Annotated in this window: 17 protein-coding genes; 12 read left to right on the plus strand and 5 right to left on the minus strand. The window is 73.7% G+C overall.

Annotation, left to right across the window (positions count from 1 at the left end):
* On the minus strand, positions 1-1,267 hold a 1,267-nt coding region (locus BI06_RS24160; RefSeq protein WP_233290277.1), incomplete at its 3' end, for a HAMP domain-containing protein.
* A gap of 416 nt (positions 1,268-1,683) precedes the next feature.
* Here BI06_RS24160 and BI06_RS24165 point away from each other — a divergent pair.
* The 7 genes from BI06_RS24165 (at position 1,684) to BI06_RS24195 (ending at position 6,695) form a co-directional block, all read left to right on the plus strand.
* Positions 1,684-1,854 (plus strand): hypothetical protein, encoded by a 171-nt coding sequence (locus BI06_RS24165; protein ID WP_030395441.1) that lies wholly within the window; start codon positions 1,684-1,686, stop codon positions 1,852-1,854.
* A gap of 240 nt (positions 1,855-2,094) precedes the next feature.
* Positions 2,095-2,679, plus strand: coding sequence for a hypothetical protein (locus BI06_RS24170; protein ID WP_043471584.1), 585 nt, complete (start codon positions 2,095-2,097; stop codon positions 2,677-2,679).
* 54 nt (positions 2,680-2,733) lie between these two features.
* Positions 2,734-3,546 carry a membrane protein gene (locus BI06_RS24175; protein WP_043471587.1) on the plus strand — a complete coding sequence of 271 codons (813 nt, stop codon included), beginning with the start codon at positions 2,734-2,736 and terminating at the stop codon, positions 3,544-3,546.
* Between the two features lie 196 nt (positions 3,547-3,742).
* A complete protein-coding gene (locus tag BI06_RS24180; protein ID WP_233290278.1) occupies positions 3,743-4,903 on the plus strand; it encodes an inorganic phosphate transporter in 1,161 nt (386 codons plus the stop codon).
* Entirely contained in the window at positions 4,900-5,220 is a 321-nt protein-coding gene (locus BI06_RS51120; RefSeq protein ID WP_043471590.1) for a hypothetical protein, read from the plus strand. The genes BI06_RS24180 and BI06_RS51120 overlap by 4 nt, the downstream gene beginning before the upstream one ends.
* A gap of 103 nt (positions 5,221-5,323) precedes the next feature.
* Positions 5,324-5,767 carry an SRPBCC family protein gene (locus BI06_RS24190; RefSeq protein WP_043471593.1) on the plus strand — a complete coding sequence of 148 codons (444 nt, stop codon included), beginning with the start codon at positions 5,324-5,326 and terminating at the stop codon, positions 5,765-5,767.
* A 145-nt stretch (positions 5,768-5,912) separates the two neighbouring features.
* Positions 5,913-6,695, plus strand: coding sequence for an oxidoreductase (locus tag BI06_RS24195; protein WP_043471596.1), 783 nt, complete (start codon positions 5,913-5,915; stop codon positions 6,693-6,695).
* Positions 6,696-6,830: 135 nt separating this feature from the next.
* On the opposite strand, the gene BI06_RS24200 is transcribed toward BI06_RS24195, so the two are convergent.
* Entirely contained in the window at positions 6,831-7,748 is a 918-nt protein-coding gene (locus tag BI06_RS24200; protein ID WP_043471598.1) for a glutaminase, read from the minus strand.
* Positions 7,749-8,205: 457 nt separating this feature from the next.
* On the opposite strand from BI06_RS24200, the gene BI06_RS24205 reads away from it, so the two are divergent.
* Positions 8,206-9,390, plus strand: coding sequence for a cytochrome P450 (locus BI06_RS24205; protein WP_043471601.1), 1,185 nt, complete (start codon positions 8,206-8,208; stop codon positions 9,388-9,390).
* Between the two features lie 148 nt (positions 9,391-9,538).
* Here BI06_RS24205 and BI06_RS24210 read toward each other — a convergent pair whose 3' ends face one another.
* Positions 9,539-11,557, minus strand: coding sequence for a protease pro-enzyme activation domain-containing protein (locus BI06_RS24210; protein ID WP_051741757.1), 2,019 nt, complete (start codon positions 11,555-11,557; stop codon positions 9,539-9,541).
* Positions 11,558-12,066: 509 nt separating this feature from the next.
* On the opposite strand from BI06_RS24210, the gene BI06_RS24215 reads away from it, so the two are divergent.
* The 4 genes from BI06_RS24215 (at position 12,067) to BI06_RS24230 (ending at position 16,374) form a co-directional block, all read left to right on the plus strand.
* A complete protein-coding gene (locus BI06_RS24215; RefSeq protein WP_233290279.1) occupies positions 12,067-13,122 on the plus strand; it encodes a D-alanyl-D-alanine carboxypeptidase family protein in 1,056 nt (351 codons plus the stop codon).
* 176 nt (positions 13,123-13,298) lie between these two features.
* Positions 13,299-14,159 carry an endonuclease/exonuclease/phosphatase family protein gene (locus BI06_RS24220; protein WP_043471693.1) on the plus strand — a complete coding sequence of 287 codons (861 nt, stop codon included), beginning with the start codon at positions 13,299-13,301 and terminating at the stop codon, positions 14,157-14,159.
* 147 nt (positions 14,160-14,306) lie between these two features.
* A complete protein-coding gene (locus tag BI06_RS24225; RefSeq protein ID WP_030395429.1) occupies positions 14,307-15,092 on the plus strand; it encodes a response regulator transcription factor in 786 nt (261 codons plus the stop codon).
* Between the two features lie 4 nt (positions 15,093-15,096).
* Entirely contained in the window at positions 15,097-16,374 is a 1,278-nt protein-coding gene (locus BI06_RS24230; RefSeq protein WP_043471605.1) for a HAMP domain-containing sensor histidine kinase, read from the plus strand.
* An 863-nt stretch (positions 16,375-17,237) separates the two neighbouring features.
* Here the strand turns inward: BI06_RS24230 and BI06_RS24235 are convergent.
* Positions 17,238-17,642: an ATP-binding protein gene (locus BI06_RS24235; protein ID WP_043471607.1), complete on the minus strand. Its 405-nt coding sequence runs from the start codon at positions 17,640-17,642 to the stop codon at positions 17,238-17,240.
* 76 nt (positions 17,643-17,718) lie between these two features.
* Entirely contained in the window at positions 17,719-17,940 is a 222-nt protein-coding gene (locus tag BI06_RS24240; protein WP_043471609.1) for a DUF6458 family protein, read from the minus strand.
* Positions 17,941-18,052 lie beyond the last annotated feature (112 nt).

Consider the following 18,052-nt stretch of genomic DNA (forward strand, 5'->3'; position numbering starts at 1 on the left):
CCGCGACCTCGCCCTTGGCCTCGACGGTGATCTTCCGGGAGAGGTCGCCCCGGGCCACGGCGGTCGCCACGTCGGACATCGAGCGGACCTGGCCGGTGAGGTTGGAGGCCATCACATTGACGTTGTCGGTGAGGTCCTTCCACGTCCCGGACACGCCCCGGACGGTGGCCTGGCCGCCCAGGTTGCCCTCGGTGCCGACGTCCCGCGCCACCCGGGTGACCTCGTCGGCGAACGCGGACAGCTGGTCGACCATCGTGTTGATGGTCTCCTTCAGCTCCAGGATCTCGCCGCGGGCGTCCACCCGGATCTTCTGGGTCAGGTCGCCCTGGGCGACCGCGGTGGTCACCGAGGCGATCGAACGGACCTGTGCGGTGAGGTTGTCCGCCATGACGTTGACGGACTCGGTGAGGTCGCGCCAGGTGCCGGAGACGTCCTGCACGTCGGCCTGCCCGCCGAGGCGCCCCTCGGTGCCGACCTCGCGGGCGACCCGGGTGACCTCGCCGGCGAAGGAGCTGAGCTGGTCGACCATGGTGTTGATGGTGTTCTTGAGTTCGAGGATCTCGCCGCGCGCGTTGACGGTGATCTTCTGCGAGAGGTCGCCGTCGGCCACCGCGGTGGCGACCTGGGCGATCGCCCGGACCTGGCCGGTCAGATTGCCGGCCATGAAGTTCACCGAGTCGGTGAGGTCGCGCCACGTCCCCGAGACGCCCTTCACGTCGGCCTGGCCGCCGAGGATGCCCTCGGTGCCGACCTCGCGGGCGACCCGGGTGACCTCGCCGGCGAAACTGCCCAGCTGGTCGACCATGGTGTTGACGGTGTTCTTGAGCTCCAGGATCTCGCCGCGCGCGTCGACGGTGATCTTCTGCGAGAGGTCGCCCTTCGCGACCGCGGTGGCCACCTGGGCGATGTCGCGGACCTGGGTGGTGAGGTTGCCGGCCATCGCGTTGACCGAGTCGGTGAGGTCGGCCCACGTCCCGGAGACGGCGGGCACCTGCGCCTGACCGCCGAGCCGCCCTTCGGTGCCCACTTCGCGGGCCACCCGGGTCACCTCGGAGGTGAAGCGGGACAGCTGGTCGACCATGCCGTTGAACACGGTCGCGATCTCGCCGAGCAGGCCGTCCGCGTCGTCCGGCAGCCTGGTCCCGAAGTCACCGTCGCGCACCGCCGTCAGACCGGCGAGCAGGAGCCGCAGTTCCGGCACCCCGACCTGGGCGGCGGAAGGATTCGCGCTCCCGCGCGAACCGTTGGGCGTTGCTGAGCCAGCCATCGAAACGTCGCCTCTCTAGAGCCCACCCCGGCGCCGGGGCACGGAGGCCGACCGACAACACAGGCACGTACCGCCTCGGAGGCTACCCCAGTCCTTACCGGAACCGGAAAGTCCGGCGGCGGACCGTCGGTGCTCCTCGACAGCGGTGGCCCGCCACTCGCGGGTGCCGGCGGCCGGGGCACCGTCCTCGTTCACACCCGGGCCCGGGGCGCCTTCCGGCTCGTCGACCGGCGCCGGCAGCCGTATGCCCCGCAGCACGCCGCCCGTAACGCGCGACGGGGATCCCGGCCCCGGGAGGCAGGCCCGCGGCGGCGGGCGAGCCGGGTGGTCCGGCTGGTCGGAGCGGTCTGCGCATGATCCGGCGGAACCGGGGCAGCCGGGGCCCGAACCATTTTCCAGTGTGAGGAGTCCGCTCCATGCTCGGTCTGATCCTGGTCCTGCTGCTCGTCTTCCTCCTGTTCGGGCTCGGCTTCGCCGTGAAGGTCCTGTGGTGGGTCGGCCTGGTCGTCCTCGCCATCTGGCTCCTCGGCTTCATCGCCCGGGGCACCACCACCGCCGGCAGCCGGGGGCGGTGGTACCGCTGGTAGCCGCCGCACCCCGCAGCGCCCGGTGCCCGTCGGCCACAACGGCCGACGGGCACCGGCGCGTCCGGGTCCTCCGACGACCGATCACCGGGACTGATCACCGGGACTGATCACCGAGGCTGATTACCGGTTGCTGAAGACGTCCTCAGGTCTTCAGCAACCCTTCAGCCCGCTGTCGCCATGCTGGGCCCCGATCGGCCGGGCACGGTGCCCGGAGACGTCGGTGAGCAGGGGAGATCAGGGGTGAGCACGGTGGACGAGTCCGCGAGTGGGCAGGAGTTCGAGGCACCGCAGCAGGACCAGGAGCGGAAGCTGAAGCCGAAGCAGGCGTCGACGGGGCGGTGGCGGCCCGGGCGCAGGGCGCGGTGGGGCGGCGCGGTCGCCGTGACGGTCCTGATAGCCGGCGGCGCGGTCGCGGCCGCCGCGCACCACGGCTTCGAGGAGCACGAGGACCGGGCCTCCGCCCACGCCGACGGCCGTGGCCACGGCCACACCCGGGCGGACCGCGCGGACGGTCACGACGGCGGCCACGACGGCGGGCACGAGGACGGTCACGAGGGCGGCAGGAACGACAGCGACCGGCGCGCCGACGACGCCGGACCGCACCTGGCACCCGCGCCGCTGCCGTCGCTGGACGCGGCGGACGCCGTGGTCAAGGCGTCCTCCGCGGTGCCCGGCGGCAAGGTCGAGTCCCTGCACCCGGTGTCCGCCACCGGCGGCGGCCGGGCCTGGCAGGCGGTGGTCCTCGGCCCGGACGGCGTCCGGCAGGCGGTCACCGTCGACGGCACCACCTTCGCGATCACCGCCAACACCGTCACCGGTGGCTGACGCCCCGTCACCCGGCGGCGCGGGACGGCCGCGCCGGGAAGGGAGCGCTCCGCTGTGAGCGACACCACGACGCACGCCGGCGCACCCGGGCTCCGGACCCGGCTCCCGAACGTCCCGGCGGCCGCGGGCCGGAGCAAGGTGCCCGCGGTGACCGCCGTGTTCTGGGCGGTGAAGGTCCTCACCACCGGCATGGGCGAGACCACCTCCGACTACCTCGCCCGTACCCTCGGCCCCGTCCCGGCCGTGGCCGGCGCCGCCGTGCTGCTCGCGGCGGCGCTGGCCGCCCAGGCCAGGGCGGACCGCTACCGGCCCGCCGTCTACTGGGCGGCGGTGGTGATGGTCAGCGTCTTCGGCACCATGGCGGCCGACGTCGCCCACCTGGCCCTCGGCGTCCCGTACGCCCTCTCGGCCACCGCGTTCGCCCTCGCGCTCGCCGCGGTCTTCGGACTGTGGCACCGCCTGGAGGGCACCCTCGCCGTGGACACCGTCCGCGGCGGGCGCCGCGAGGTCCTCTACTGGGCGGCGGTGATGGCGACCTTCGCCCTCGGTACCGCCGTCGGCGACCTGACCGCGGCGACCCTCGGTTGGGGCTGTCTGCCCTCGGGCCTGCTGTTCGCCGCCCTGATCGCGGTACCGGCACTCGGCCACCGGGTACTGCGCCTGCCGCCGGTCCTCGCGTTCTGGTGGGCCTATGTGCTCACCCGCCCGCTCGGCGCCTGCTTCGCCGACTGGGCCGGTGTCGGCCGGGAGCGCGGCGGCCTCGGCCTCGGCACCGGCCCGGTCAGCCTGGTACTCGCCGCCGTGATCGCCGCGGCCGTCCTGTGGCTCGCCACCGGCTCCCGCCGCCCGGCCCGCGCGAACGCCTGACCGGCCGCGCCCGTCCGCCCCGGTCGGGCGGGCACCTTCCCCGGAGCGCCCGCCCGACCGGTCCCCACGCCGTTCCGCACCCGCCCCGCCCGGGAGGCGTGTGGTGTTGGGCCGATGGGATGGCGGACCCCGGCTGTTCGGTGTGCCGCGTCGTCGCGGGAGCGGTCCCGGCGGTGCGCGGGCTAGGTTCTGCTGCGTGACCGGAAACGACGCGGTCCTGGCGTTGATGGTCATCACAGCGCTGGGTTTCGACTTCACCAACGGCTTCCACGACACCGGCAACGCCATGGCGACCTCGATCGTCACGGGGGCCCTGCCGCCGCGCGTCGCGGTCGCGGTCTCGGCGGTGCTGAACCTGGTCGGCGCCTTCCTGTCGACCGCCGTGGCGGCGACCATCGCCAACGGCCTGGTCTCCAGTGGGGCGGTGACCCTGACCGTGGTCTGCGCCGGTCTGACCGGCAGCATCCTGTGGAACCTGACCACCTGGTACCTCGGGATCCCCTCCAGTTCCTCGCACGCGCTGATCGGCGGGGTGATCGGGGCGACGGTGGCGGCGGCCGGCACCTCGGCCGTCAAGTGGCAGGGCCTGGTCTCCAAGGTGATCGTCCCGGCGGCACTGTCGCCGTTCATCGCGGGCGGGGTCGCCGTGGTCGGCACCCTGCTGGTCCGCCGCATCACCCGGGAGGTGTCCGAACGCCCGCGCGAGCACGGGTTCCGGCTGGGCCAGATCGGCTCGGCCTCCATGGTGTCGCTCGCCCACGGCACCAACGACGCGCAGAAGACCATGGGCGTCATCACCCTCGCCCTGATCGCCAACGGGAACCTGGCGGCCGGGGCGCAGGCCCCGGACTGGGTGATCCTCTCCTGCGCGCTGGCGATCGCCCTGGGCACCTACGCCGGCGGCTGGCGGGTGATCCGGGCCCTGGGCAAGGGACTGGTGGAGATCGCACCGGCCCAGGGGATGGCCGCCGAGTCGGCCTCGGCGGCCGTGATCCTCTGCTCCACCGACTTCGGCTACTCGCTCTCCACCACGCACGTGGCCACCGGATCGATCCTGGGCTCCGGCGTCGGGTGGAAGGGCGCCGAGGTGCGCTGGCAGCTCGCCCGCCGGATGGTGACGGCCTGGCTGTTCACCCTGCCGGCCGCCGCACTGGTCGGCGCGCTGGCCTACTGGACCGCGAACGGGATCGGCGGGACGGCCGGCGTGGTGGTGGTGTTCGTGGTGCTGGTGCTGGCATCGGTCGCCTTCTTCGTCGCCTCCCGCTACCCGGCCGTGACGCCCGAGAACGTCAACGCCGAGTGGACGGGGTCGGTCGCGCCGGCGCCCGTCGTGGCCAAGGACGGGGCGGTCTCGTGAACTCCTGGATCAACCTGGACGCGGTGTGGAAGATCGTCGTGGTGGGTCTGCTCACCGGCGCCGGCCTGCCCGCGCTGTTCGCCCTCGGCCTGCGCCTGCTCAACCCGCCCGGTCCGTCCGGCCCGTCCGGTCCGTCCGGCCCGTCCGGTCCGTCCGGCCCGTCCGGCCCGTCCGGTCCCACCGGCGAACCGGCCACCGAACCCGCCACCTACCGCCCCACCGCCGGGCCGGTCGGCTACGCCCTGGCGGTCCTGAGCTTCGCGGTGGTCCTCGCCTCGATCGGCTGGGGCATCTCCGTCATCGTCGGCCACAGCTGAGAGCCGGGGGTCGGGAGGCGCGGGCCGGGAGCCGGGAGGCGCGGGGCAGGACTCTCTGGAATCCTGGCAGTGAGGCGCTTGCCGTACACGCCGAGGAGCCGACATGTCGGGACAGTTCGAGACGAGCGTAGAGGTGGACCGCCCGGTGGAGGAGGTCTTCGCCTATCTCGCCGACGGCCGCCACGACCCCGAGTTCAGTCCCCGGGTGCTGGAGATCGCGAAGACCCCGGACGGCCCGACCGCCGTCGGGACGGTCTTCCGCAGCACCGTGAAGGACGCCGGGATGAAGACCTCCCGCCAGTTCCGCATCACCGGCCTGGAGGCTCCGCACACGGTCCGCTGGAGCGAGGAGAGCAAGAACCTGATCACCGCCGAGGGCGGCTACGACCTGAAGGCGCTGCCGGACGGCCGTACCCGGGTCCGGATCTTCAACACGCTGGAGGGCCACGGACTCGGCAAGGTCCTGGCCGGCCCGGCGCTCCACGCGGCCCGCAAGGACGCCCCCGACTTCGGTCGCCGGATCAAGGCCGCGATCGAGGGGTCCTGACCTCGGCGGTGCGACCCGTCGCCCTCGGCGGTGCCGATGCCCGGCACCGGTGGTGGGCCTACGGCCGGGCAGCCGGTCGAACCGCGTTCCGGCGCGGTACCGGCGGGCCGCGGCCCGCTCCGCCGCAGCAGCCGAGGAGACTCCGATGGACCTTCATCTCGCGGGCAAGGTCGCCGTCGTCACAGGGGCCAGCAAGGGGATCGGTCTCGCCGTGACGCGGGCACTCGCCGCCGAGGGTGTGCACGTGGTCGCCGTGGCGCGGAGCACCACGGGAGCACTGACGGACCTCGCGCCGCAGGTGCATCCGGTGTCGGCCGACCTCACCACCGCGGACGGCCCCGCGTCCGCGGTCGAGGAGGCGGTCTCCGTGTTCGGTGGACTGGACATTCTCGTCAACAACGTCGGCGCGGTACGCCCGCGTCCGGCCGGCTTCCTGTCCGTCACCGACGACGACTGGATCCAGGGGCTGACGATCAACCTCCTCGCCGCCGTCCGCACCACCCGCGCGGCCCTGCCCCACCTGATCGAACGTGGCAACGCGTCGATCGTGACCGTGAGTTCGGTCAACGCGTTCCTGCCGGACCCGACGATCATCGAGTACTGCGCGGCCAAGGCGGCGCTCACCAACTTCTGCAAGGCCCTGTCCAAGGAGGTCGGTCCGCGCGGGGTGCGGGTCAACACGGTCAGTCCCGGGCCGGTGTCCACATCACTCTGGCTCGGCGACTACGGCGTCGCCGCGACGGTCGCGAAGGCGACCGGCGGGGACCCGGAGGACATCGCCCGGACCGCGGCCGCGCAGTCCGCGACCGGCCGGTTCAGCCTCCCGCAGGAGGTCGCCGACCTCGTCGTGCTGCTGGCCGGGGACCGGACCGGCAATGTCACCGGGAGCGACTTCGTCATCGACGGCGGCCTGGTCCAGACGACCTGAGCCCCCGTCGGGCCGCGAGCCTCCGTCGGGCCGCGAGTCTCCGTCGGGCCGTGAGGATCCGGCAGGTCCGAGGCATCCGGGTTCGGCCCGGATGCGTCCGGTGCGCTCCGGGCCGCCGGGTGGGTGCGCCGCCGGTCAGAAGATGGACCAGCCGGTGAGGGTGGTGAGGGTGTCGAGCGCGGTGATGCCCGCGATCGAGTTGCCGTGGCTGTCGAGGGCCGGCCCCCAGGTGCAGAGCGTTCCGCGTCCGGGGATGACGGCGAGGATGCCCCCGCCGATGCCGCTCTTGGCGGGCAGGCCGACGCGGTGGGCGAACTCGCCGGCGGCGTCGTAGGTGCCGCCGATCAGCATGACGGCGTTGATGCGCTTGGCTTCGCTGCGGGTGAGCAGCCGGGTGCCGTCGGCCCGCAGGCCGTGCCGGGCGAGGAATCCCGCGGCGAGGGCGAGGTCCTGGCAGCTCATGGTGAGAGCGCACTGCCAGAAGTAGTGGTCGAGGACGTCCGGGACGGGGTTCTCGAGGCGGCCGTGGTCGGCCAGCAGGTGGGCGAGGGCGGCGTTGCGGTGCCCGTGGTGGCTCTCGCTCCAGGCGACCTGGGCGTCGAAGTCGATGTGGGGGTTGCCGCTCTCGGTGCGGAGGAAGTCGCGCAGGGTGCCCCGGGAGTCCCCGGTGAGGGTGAGCAGTCGGTCGGTGATCACCAGCGCGCCGGCGTTGACGAAGGGGTTGCGCGGGATCGCGTTCTCACGTTCCAGCTGGGCGAGGGAGTTGAAGGGCGACCCGGAGGGCTCCTTCCCCACCCGGGCCCACAGCGAGTCGCCGTCGGCGGCCAGCACCAGGGCGAGGGTGAACACCTTGGAGACGGACTGGATGGAGAACGGGACCTGCCAGTCCCCGGTGCCGCGCGGCGGTTTGCGGGTGGCGGTGTCCACGACGGCGAGGCCGAACCGGTGGGGGTCGACGGCGGCGAGGGCCGGGATGTACTGGGCGACGGTTCCCTCGGCCAGGACGGGGTGGACGGCGTCGTCGATGCGTTCGAACAGGTTCTTGTAGTCCATGCCGGTCCCCCTCCGCGGGCAGGACGCCGTTGTCCGGCCCGGAGTTCAGCATGCGCCGGGGCGCTCGCGGGGGGAAGAGTGCGATGGCGGATCCCCTCGCCCGGACCCCCAACACCCCCGTTCCTGCGGCGCCCCCTCGGACGGCTTGTGCAGCGGCGCGCCGTCCAGCAGGACCGGCCGCCGCACCCCGGCCGCCGCACCCCGGCGGCCTCGGCCCGGGCCGAGGCCGGCTGTCGGTGGTGGGGGGCCGCCCCCACAGTCCGCACCACATGGGGGATTCCAGGGCTCGGAGCTGCTCGCCAGGGCTTCTGCCGGCAGGGGGCGGCTCCGGCGGGGGCGCGGGCGTGCGGGGGACGGTTCCGTGCCCCGTGTGCTGCACGGGACCGGGGCCGGTGTGCGCGGCGGCGCGAGTGCCTGGGTATCGGGAAGGCGGTACCGGCCGGCCAGGGGAGGGCCCATGAGTGAGCAGGACGCACCGCCGATCTCTATCTTCTACCGCCGGGACGGGCTCGACCCGGGTCCGGCGCTGGGGGAGGCCCAGCGCGAGGACCCGGTGCGGCGGGTGAGGGACTTCTGGCTGCACCGGACCGGTGAGTACTGGCTCGTCACCCGGCACGCCGACGTGCGGCGGGTGCTGGCCGACCAGGAGACCTTCGCGATGTACGACGCGCAGCGCGCGCCGATCCTGCCGAACGAGCTCCTCAACATGGACCCGCCGGAGCACACCCGGCTGCGCCGCGTCCTGACGCCGGAGTTCACCGGGAAGCGGATCCGCGCCCTGGAGCCGATGATCCGCGCCCGGACCGGCGAGCTGATCGACGCCATGGAGGCGCGCGGCCCCGCGGCGGACCTGATGGCGGACTTCGCCCTGCCGCTGCCGCTCGGGGTGATCTGCGCTCTGCTCGGCGTTCCCGATCCCGACCAGGGGGAGTTCCACCGCTGGTCGCGGACCACGCTGGACCTCGGGCTGCCGATGGAGGAGCGGCTCGCGGCCGGCCGGGAGTCGCACGCCTACACGGCCTCGCTGGTGGCGGAGAAGCGGCGCAGCCCGGACGACGGAATGATCGGCATGCTCGTGCGGGAGCACGGCGACGCGGTGTCGGACGCGGAACTGGTCGGTGTCTGCGAGCTGTTGCTGCTCGCCGGGCACGTCACGGTGTCCAACACGATCGGCCTGGCCGTGCTCGCCCTGCTGGCGCGCCCGGAACAGGCCGCCCGGTTGCGCGAGGCCGACGAGGCGGATCCGGTGATCGACGGCGCCGTGGAGGAGCTGCTGCGGTACCTGTCCGTGTCCAGCACCGCGCTGGCCCGGACCGCGCGGTACGACACCGAGATCGGCGGTGTGCCGATCAAGGCCGGTGACCAGGTCGTCTGCCAACTGCCGGTGGCCAACCGCGACCCGGAGCTCGGCGCTGGGACGGACCGCCTCGACATCGGGCGCAAACCCCTGTCGCACCTGGCCTTCGGGCACGGCCCGCACCACTGCCTGGGCGCGCCGCTGGCCCGCGCCGAGCTGCGGATCGCGCTGCCCGCGCTGCTGCGGCGGCTGCCCGGTCTTGCGCTCGCGTGTCCCGCCGAGGAGGTGTCCTACCGGGTGAACAACGAGGTCTACGGTCTCCACGCACTGCCGGTCACCTGGTGACCGGTGACGTCGACCGGCTCGTTCTGCGGCCTGCCCCCGGTCGGGCAGGCCGCAGAACGATCTCACCGACCTACCGTGAGGCGGTCCGGAACGGCGGTGGGTGCTTCCCGTGCGCGGCGGGCCGGGAGCGGGTCCGCCGTGGCGATTGTCAGTCGGTGGTGCGGTGTTCGGGGCTCTGCCCGTCGGGCGGGCAGTCCCAGGAGGTGAGGTACTCGGCGGTGGGGGTGCCGACGCCGGTGACGTTGTCGTAGCCGCGGTCGGCGACGAGGGAGGTGTCGTGGCCCATGGTGCGCAGCGAGGTGGTGGTGCCGTCGTCGGCGTTGACGCTGTTGGTGTAGTCGACGCGGACCTGGGCGAGTTCGGTGCCGGGGCCGAAGGGGTGGTCGGTGACGTCGTGGTAGGCGCCGGTGCCGTAGCGGTGGTAGATGGCGGGGTTGGCGAAGCCGATCGGGGAGCCCTTGGCCTGCTGGGCCAGGGCCTGGAGGGCGGCGATGACGGGGCAGGCCAGGCTGGTGCCGCCGATGCGGTACTCGCCGTAGCGGACGGTGCCGTCGGGGAAGGTCTGGCTCTGGCCGACGAGGAAGCCGGTGTTGGAGTCGGCGACGGCGGCGATGTCGGGGACGACCCGGTGGCGGCCGCCGTTGGCCCCGGACAGTGCGGGCGGGACGACGTCGCGCTGGTAGTGCGGCTGCGGGAAGCGGGCGCTGGTGCCTCCGCCGGCGCCGCCGGTGAAGCCGCCCGGCAGGTCCGTCCAGGACGTGCCGTCGGCCGACAGGACGGACTTCAGCGTGCCCCAGCCCGTTTCGAAGCGGTACCCGTTCGAGGCGTCCAGTGCGAGCGAGGTGCCGCCGACCGCCGTGACCCAGGGCAGGGAGGCGGGCATGTCGGTCTGCTTGGTGCCGGTGTTCTCCAGCTGGTCGCCGTCGTCGCCGCTGGAGAAGTAGAAGCCGATGCCGGTGACGGCGCCGCGCTTGAACAGGTGCTGGTAGACGCGGTCGAAGGCCGGGTCGGAGGCGTTCTCGGGCTCGCCCCAGGAGTTGGAGACGATGTCGCCGAGGTGCTGGTCGACGACGCGGTCCAGGGCGTCGACGAGGTCCTGGTCGTAGCAGGAGGCGGCGCCGACGTAGGAGATGTCCGCGTCGGGCGCGACGGCGTGCACCGCTTCGATGTCGAGGGTCTGCTCGCCGTACCAGCCGGAGGCGTCGCAGCCGCCCGGGTCGACGTCCGGCGGGGCGGTGTGCGTCCACACCGCCGGGTCGTAGCGCAGCAGTTGGTTCTTGCCGTAGGGGGCGTCACCGTGCTCGGCGGCGTAGCGCGCGGTGTCGTCGCCGATGGTGGGCGAGTCGTAGGCATCCACGACGGCGACGGTCGCGCCGCGGCCGGTGAGCCCGGTCGCGGCCGCGCCGTAGGCGGTGCGCAGCTGGGCGCCGTTGAAGCCCTGGATCACGTACGGCCGGACCGCGCCGTACGCCGGCGGCGTGCCGGTGGCCGGTGTCGAGCCGAAGTGGTCGGAGAACGGCGGGGAGTTGACGAAGGCGTTGCCGGGGCCGGGCAGGATGTCCCTGGGCGTCGGCCGGCCGGGCCTGACCCTGCTGGGGGCGGTGTTGAGCCCGGTGACGCTGAGCACGTCGTGCGCGAGGTGCGCAGGCACGGTGACGTCCCCCGCGGGCGCCCGGTAGGTCCGCTCGTCCTTGCGGTAGGTGTGCAGCTCGGTGCCGAAGGCCCGCTCCGCGTCGGCGACGGCGCCGTCGGCGGTGAGGTAGTGGCCGTTGGAGGCGGTCACCCGCAGCCCGGACGAGTCCAGCCAGCCGCGTACCTTGGTGGTCTGCTCCTCGCTGCTGCCGAACCGTTCCGCCAGCTGTTCCGGGCTCAGGAAGTGCCCGTACTGCTCGGAGGCGGGGTCGGAGACCTGCCGGGCGAGGTCGTCCAGGCCGTCGTGGTCGCGACCGGTGAGGTAGACCCGCACCGTGACCGGTGCGTCGGCGCGCTCCCTGCCCTGGTCGGCGGTGGACCGGGCCCAGTCCGGTGCCGTGTCCGGCACCACCGCCCGGTCCCGCGGCGCGGGAGTGTCCGCCGCTGCCGGGGCGACGGACAGGGCGGCTGCCACCAGGGGCAGTACGGCCGCGGCGGCCAGACCTGCTCTCGAACGCGACGACGGGATGCGCATGCAGCAGCAACCTTCCTGCCGGGGGAGTGGGGACGAGCGGCCGGAGCGGAGCCCGACGAGTGCTGACGCGGGGACATCGGACACATCCCGGCGACAGGGCCCGACCCTAGGGCTGTCCCACCTCGTGTCCCGTGCACATCTCGTTGACGCACCGTCGGCTTCACCCACCCAGCGGCTGGACCCGTCCCGGTCGCAGCCGCCACCCGGGCGGCGAGGTCGGCGAGCGCCCGGTCGGACGCTGCCGCCGTGGTCTCGCGGTGGGCGGTGACCGTGAGGGTGCGGCTGTCGCGGTAGCGCGGGTGAGAGGCGGTCGCGGGACGTGAGGCTTCTGTCCCGGCGTTCCGCGTCACCGGTGGTACGTGATTGATACATGACCGCGTGCTTGCGGAAGCCGGGTGACGACCGGCTCGAAGCAGCCGTCCCGGAGTCTGTGGACACACCCCGGGTGGCCGTCCGTGCCACCGGGGCTCCGTGTTCCTCTGCTCCGGGAGGCAGCTGCCGTGTCCGCCGTGACGAAATGCGAAGACGACGATCCCCGTACCGTGCCGGGTCGGCGCCCGGTCCCCCGCCGCGGGGTGTTGTGGCTGCTGGCCGCGGTGCTGGTCGCGGGCGCCGGCGGTGGCGTGGCGGCGAACCTGCCCGAGGGGCCCGCGGCCGGCGGCGCCGGGAAAGGAGGCGTCCGGGTCGAGGGGCCGCCGACGCTGCCGGCTCCTGCGTCCGTCGTCGAGCTCGGTCTGCCGTGGCCGGAGGAGGGACAGTCGGCAGTCGCCGTGACGAAGGTCGGCGTCCTGGGGGTGAACGGGCCGCAGCAGCCGGTGCCGATCGCGAGTGTCACCAAGGTGATGACGGCGTACGTCGTGCTGCGGGACCACCCGCTCCGGGACGGCGAGGACGGACCGACGATCACGGTGGACGCGCAGGCGGCGGCCGAGTCGGCGTCGACCAGCGAGTCGACGGCTCCCGTGGTCGAGGGCCAGCGGCTCACCCAGCGCAAGCTGCTGGAGGTGATGCTGCTCCCGTCCGCGAACAACGTGGCCCGGCTGCTGGCCCGTTGGGACGCGGGCAGCGAGGAGGCGTTCGTGCAGCGGATGAACACGGAGGCGGCCCGGCTGGGGATGCCGGCGACGACCTACACCGGGGCCAGCGGGATCGAACCCACGACCGTGTCCACGGCCGCCGACCAGCTGGTGCTGGCCCGCGAGGCGATGAAGGACCCTGCGCTGCGTGCCACCGTGGCCCTGCGCAGCACCGTGCTGCCGGGCCGCGCGGCGCCGTTGCGCAACACCAACACGCTGCTCGACCGTCCCGGGGTGGTGGGGCTGAAGACCGGTTCGAGCACACCGGCGGGCGGCAACCTGATGTGGGCCCTGGAGGTGCCGGAGGGCGGGGCCGGGACGGGACGGCGGCTCGTGCTCGGTGTGGTCCTGGGCCAGCGCGCCGGTACGACGCCCACCGAGGGCATGCGGGCGGCGTTGGAGAACAGCGGTCGGCTCGTCGGCGCGTTGCGGGACAGGCTGCCGCAGGTCCTGCCGACCCTCGACGGCGGTCGTCGGGAGTGGGCGTGAACGCGGACCCGGGCACGGTCCCGCCGCCCCCTGTCGTGGTCCCTGTCCCCGTTCCGACCCCCGTCGCGCACCGTCCGGCCCGCCGCGGCACGGGACGGCGAGGCACGGGGCGGCGAGGGCGGTACGGGCCGCGCGGTTGGCCGGTCGCCGTGGCCGCACTGCTCTGTACCGCCCCGATGGCCCTGAGCTCCCACCTGCCGAACGCCGTGGGCAACCTCGGCAGCCTCTGCCAGACGGTGCTGCCCTGGTCGGGCCTGGGCGTCCTGCTGCTGCTGTGCTGCGCGGCGGTGCGCCGTTCGGTCCTGGCGACGGTCGCCGTGCTGGTCCCCGCCCTGGTGTGGACCGTCCTGTTCGGGCCCGCCCTCGTCGACAAGAGGTCCGGCGGCGGCGACCTCACGGTGGTGAGCCACAACGTGAACGAGCAGAATGCTGATCCTGGCCGCACCGCCCGCGCGCTGGCGGCCTCGGGCGCCGACGTCCTCGCGGTGGAGGAGCTGGCGAGCCGGGCGCAGGAGACGTTCCGCCGCGAGCTGGCGGCCGCCTACCCCTACTCCCAGGTCCTGGGAGGTGTCGGGGTGTGGAGCAGATACCCCCTGGAGGAGGTGGAGCCGGTGGAGATCATGCCCTGGACCAGGGCGCTGCGCGCCACGGTCCGGACGCCTAAGGGGCCGGTGGCGCTCTACGCGGCGCACCTCGCCTCCGTCCGGGTCCACCCGGCCACCGGCTTCGCCACGGCCCGCCGCAACGAGGCGGCGGCCAGGCTGGCCGAGGCCGTCCGGGCGGAGCGGCTCGCACGGATCGTGGTCCTGGGGGACTTCAACGGTTCGGTCGACGACTCCGCGCTGCGCGGGCTCACGGGGTCGCTGCGGTCGGCGCAACGGGAGGCCGGCGACGGCTTCGGATTCACCTGGCCCGCCTCGTTCCCGGTGGTCCGGATCGACCAGATCCTGGTGTCCGGCATCACACCGCGTGCGGCGTGGACACTGCCCGCGACCGGCAGCGACCACCTGCCGGTCGCGGCGTCCCTGCGGCTCTGACCGGCCCGTGCGCCACCGTCGGGCCCGTCTTCGAACCCGCACCTGCGGCACCGGGCCCGCCGCAGCCCCGCCGCCCGTACGGCTACGATCGACTACCCGCGGGCCCGGACGAGTGCAGCTCCCCGGGCGAACACATTCGGAGAACCCTTGTCCGCCATTCGTGTGCCTGAACCGGTCGGCGTGCTGCTCGTCGAGGACGACGCGGTCATCCGCCGGTCGGTGCAGCTGGCCCTGGAACGCTACGGCTACGAGGTCGACGTCACCGGCGACGGGCTCGACGGCCTGGAGGCGTTCCGGGCCGGGGCGCACGACGTGCTGATCCTGGACGTGATGCTCCCGGGCCTCGACGGCATCAGCCTGTGCCGACGGATCCGCGAGGAGAGCCTCACCCCTGTGCTGATGATGTCCGCCCGGGGCGACGCCCTCGACGTCGTGGCCGGGCTGGAGGCCGGCGCCGACGACTACGTGGTCAAACCGGTGGACATCCCCGTCCTCGTCGCCCGCATCCGCTCCCTGCTGCGCCGCGCCACCTTCCACCGGGCTCCCGCCCCGGAACCCGCCCCGGACGGACGGGCCACGGACGTGTCGGACCTGCCGACCGGACCGGCCGCGTCCCCGGAGTCGCCGACGGCCCCCTCCTCACCGGACCTCCTCGTCTTCGGCGGCCTGACCGTCGACCTGCGCGGCCTGGAGGTGCACCTGGACGGGCGGCCGGTCCCGCTGACGCCCACCGAACTGCGCCTGCTGCTGGCCTTCGCCGAGAACCCGGGCGCGGTCCTGGACCGCCGCCGTCTGCTGCGCGACGTCTGGGACTACGGCTGGGAGGGCGACACCCGGGTCGTCGACCTGTGCGTGGTGCGGCTGCGCAAGAAGATCGGGGCGGACCGGATCGAGACCGTCCGGGGCTTCGGCTACAAACTCGTGCGGGGCTGAGCTGATGGCCACGCGACTGTTCGACCCGCGGTCCCTGCGCTGGAAGGTCGCGGCCCTGGTCGCACTGGCCTGCTGCGCGGTCGCCGCCGTGATCGGGGTGCTCGTCCACCGGGCGGCGGACCGCAGCGCTGAGCGGGCCGGGCGCGAACTGGCGGCCGCGCAGGTGGCCGCGGCGCAGAAGGAGTTCTCGCTCACGGGCCGTCGTCCGGCCTTCGCGGACCTGCGGACCACGGCGGATCTGCCGGCACCGCTGGCGCAGGCCGTGGCCGACCTGCGGACGCCCGGAGCGCACGCGCTCTGGTACGACGTCAAGGCGCCCAACTGGTACTGGCTCTGGGCGGCGGCCCCGGTCGGCGAGGACCAGGTGATCGTCGTACGGACCGACATGAGTGCGCAGGTACGCAGTCTCCAACTGCTGGACCGCAGCATGGTCACCGCGGCACTCGCCGCGCTGCTGGTCGTCGTGCCCGTGGCCGCTCTCGTGGCGGAGCGGACGAACCGGCGGCTGAGCCGCGGTTCCCGTGCCGCCCGGCGGATCGCGGACGGGGACCTCGACGCCCGGATCGGCAGGCAGGGCCGGGCCCGGGACGAGATCACCGAGATCTCGGCGGCGGTGGACGCGATGGCTGCCGCGCTCCAGGCGCGGCTGGCCGCGGAGAAACGCTTCACCGCCGACGTCGCCCACGAGCTGCGCACTCCGTTGATGGGCCTGGTCACGGCGGCGGGTCTGCTCCCGGAGGACGACGAGGCGGCGGTCCTGGTCCGCACCCAGGTGCTCGCCCTGCGGGTCCTGGTCGAGGACCTGCTGGAGGTCTCGCGCCTGGACGCCGGTGCCGAGCGGGCCCGGGTCGACGAGGTTCCGCTCGGCGAACTCGTCGCCCACGCGGCAGCGCAGGCCGGCGGTGACACCCGGCTGCGGACGGAGGCCCCCGCCGTCGTCCCGACCGACCCGCGCCGGGTGGAGCGCATCGTCACCAACCTCGTGGCCAACGCCCACCGGCACGGCGCGCCGCCCGTCGAAGTCACCGTCACCGGTGCCCGGATCACGGTGCGCGACCACGGTCCCGGCTTCCCGGACGACCTCCTCGCCGACGGGCCGCAGCGCTTCCGCACCGGCGCCGCCGAACGCGGCCGGGGCCACGGCCTGGGCCTCACCATCGCCGTCGGCCAGGCCGCGGTGCTCGGCGCCGATCTGACCTTGACGAACACCCCGGACGGCGGCGCCCTCGCCACCCTCGCCCTGCCGCGTCCACCCGGCCCGACCCACCCCCAGGACGCCTGAACCCACCGTCCGGCAGCCGGTGCGGTGACCGTGAGCCCGCCGCGTCCGCGAGCCGCAGTCAGATGACTGATGTCCGCCGGGCCACGGGTCGGCGAGAGTCATGGGCACCGGGCAGGACGAGGCCCCCGCTCCGGGGGCGGCCGCCCGATCGAACAAGGGAGACCGCTTTCATGAAGCGCAAGCAGTTGGAAGCCCTGGCGGGGACACCGGACGGCGGGCCGGGCCCCGGCGGCGCCCCGGCGATCGGCCGCCACGGTGCGGCGGCCGTCCGGATCACCGGAACGCGGGACTGTCCGTCGACAACCGGCGAAGTCGTGCAGGCGATCGATCTGGCGTCGTTCGAACTGTGCCGCAAGGACGATCGGGTGGCGTCCGTGATCAGGAACTGGTCGGCCTGCATGGCCCGTTCCGGACACAGCCAGGCGGATCCGCTGAACATCGTGGGCATCGCCGCTCCCGTGGCGTCCGACGCGGAGAAGGCGATCGCCGGGGCCGACATCGGGTGCAAGCAGGAGACCGGCCTGGTGGCCGTCTGGTACGCGGTCGAGTCCGCCTATCAGCAGGAGCTGATACAGAAGAACAAGAAGGCCCTCGACGATCTCCTCGGCAGGCGAGCCGACCAGCTGAAGAGGGCGCGGGACGTGCTGGCGGGGCCGTTAGCTCTCATCCACTGTCGTCAGGGGTGGTCGGGGCACCCCGGGGACGGAGCGTGCAGCCACACACTCCTCCGGTCGAGTACGTCCTCGTCGGCGACTCCCGGCTCCGACCGACGTCCGGCTCCGACGCCCAGCTTCGACGCCCGACTCCGACCCCACGGCTCCGACAGCCGCTCGGAGCCCTCGGTGTCCGGCGCAGGGTACCGCTCATTCGCCCGGCCCGGGAGGGTGGAAGCACGCCGTGATGGTCTTGCCGTCGGCGTGCGGGTGGGTCTGCCAGTGGTCGGCCATGGCCGCCACCAGCGTCAGGCCCCTCCCGCCGGTCGCCTCGGGGCCCGAGTCCCGGGGCTGCGGGAGTGCGGGGTTGTGGTCGTGGACGCTCAGGCGCAGGCACCGGCCGTCCCAGGTGAGCACCAGCTCCGCGTCGCTCCGTGCGTGGATGTGCGCGTTCGTCAGCAGCTCGGACACCGCCAGCACGACCGCGTCCGCCACGGGTGTGTCACGGCCCCAGCCCAGGGTTCGCAGGTGCTTGCGCGCCCAGGCCCGGCCGTCGCTCACGGGTGCCGAGAGCGGTAGCCGTCGGGCCCATCCCACTGCTCCGAGTCTGGTCATGCCGACCCGTTCCTCCCTTCCCGCGTCCACCCGGGCGCTCCTTCGTCCGGCGCGATCGGCCCGTCCGACGGGCGCCTCATTCGTAGTAGCGCCGTTCCTCGACGACCTCGTCCGGTCCGACCCGGCCTCCGTGGCGCCGGCGGCGGAGGACCGTCGCGTTGACGAGCAGGCCGAGCAGCCCGGCGAGCAGCAGGATCCAGCCCACCATGTGCAGGTTCACGCCCGACGGCTCCCAGTCCACGGCGAAGGCCAGTACGGCGCCCAGCGCGGCCAGCAGGACGCAGCCTCCGATACCCACGGGATCACTTCCCTTCTCGTCCGGTCGTGGCTCGGGTGCCCCCGATCAGGGAAATGACACGGTCCTGCAGCGATTTCCTCTGTTCGCCGGTCCGGCCTTCCGGCCGGGACGG

This window comes from Kitasatospora sp. MBT66, from assembly GCF_000710405.2.
Taxonomy (GTDB): domain Bacteria; phylum Actinomycetota; class Actinomycetes; order Streptomycetales; family Streptomycetaceae; genus Kitasatospora; species Kitasatospora purpeofusca.

Bases quoted from the DNA above. Each gene is read 5' to 3' on its own strand.
- BI06_RS24165 (WP_030395441.1), top strand. From the start codon at position 1,684: ATGCTCGGTCTGATCCTGGTCCTGCTGCTCGTCTTCCTCCTGTTCGGG.
- BI06_RS24235 (WP_043471607.1), bottom strand. From the start codon at position 17,642: ATGACCAGACTCGGAGCAGTGGGATGGGCCCGACGGCTACCGCTCTCG.
- BI06_RS24230 (WP_043471605.1), top strand. From the start codon at position 15,097: ATGGCCACGCGACTGTTCGACCCGCGGTCCCTGCGCTGGAAGGTCGCG.
- BI06_RS24210 (WP_051741757.1), bottom strand. From the start codon at position 11,557: ATGCGCATCCCGTCGTCGCGTTCGAGAGCAGGTCTGGCCGCCGCGGCC.
- BI06_RS24195 (WP_043471596.1), top strand. From the start codon at position 5,913: ATGGACCTTCATCTCGCGGGCAAGGTCGCCGTCGTCACAGGGGCCAGC.
- BI06_RS24220 (WP_043471693.1), top strand. From the start codon at position 13,299: ATGGCCCTGAGCTCCCACCTGCCGAACGCCGTGGGCAACCTCGGCAGC.
- BI06_RS24205 (WP_043471601.1), top strand. From the start codon at position 8,206: ATGAGTGAGCAGGACGCACCGCCGATCTCTATCTTCTACCGCCGGGAC.
- BI06_RS24190 (WP_043471593.1), top strand. From the start codon at position 5,324: ATGTCGGGACAGTTCGAGACGAGCGTAGAGGTGGACCGCCCGGTGGAG.
- BI06_RS24200 (WP_043471598.1), bottom strand. From the start codon at position 7,748: ATGGACTACAAGAACCTGTTCGAACGCATCGACGACGCCGTCCACCCC.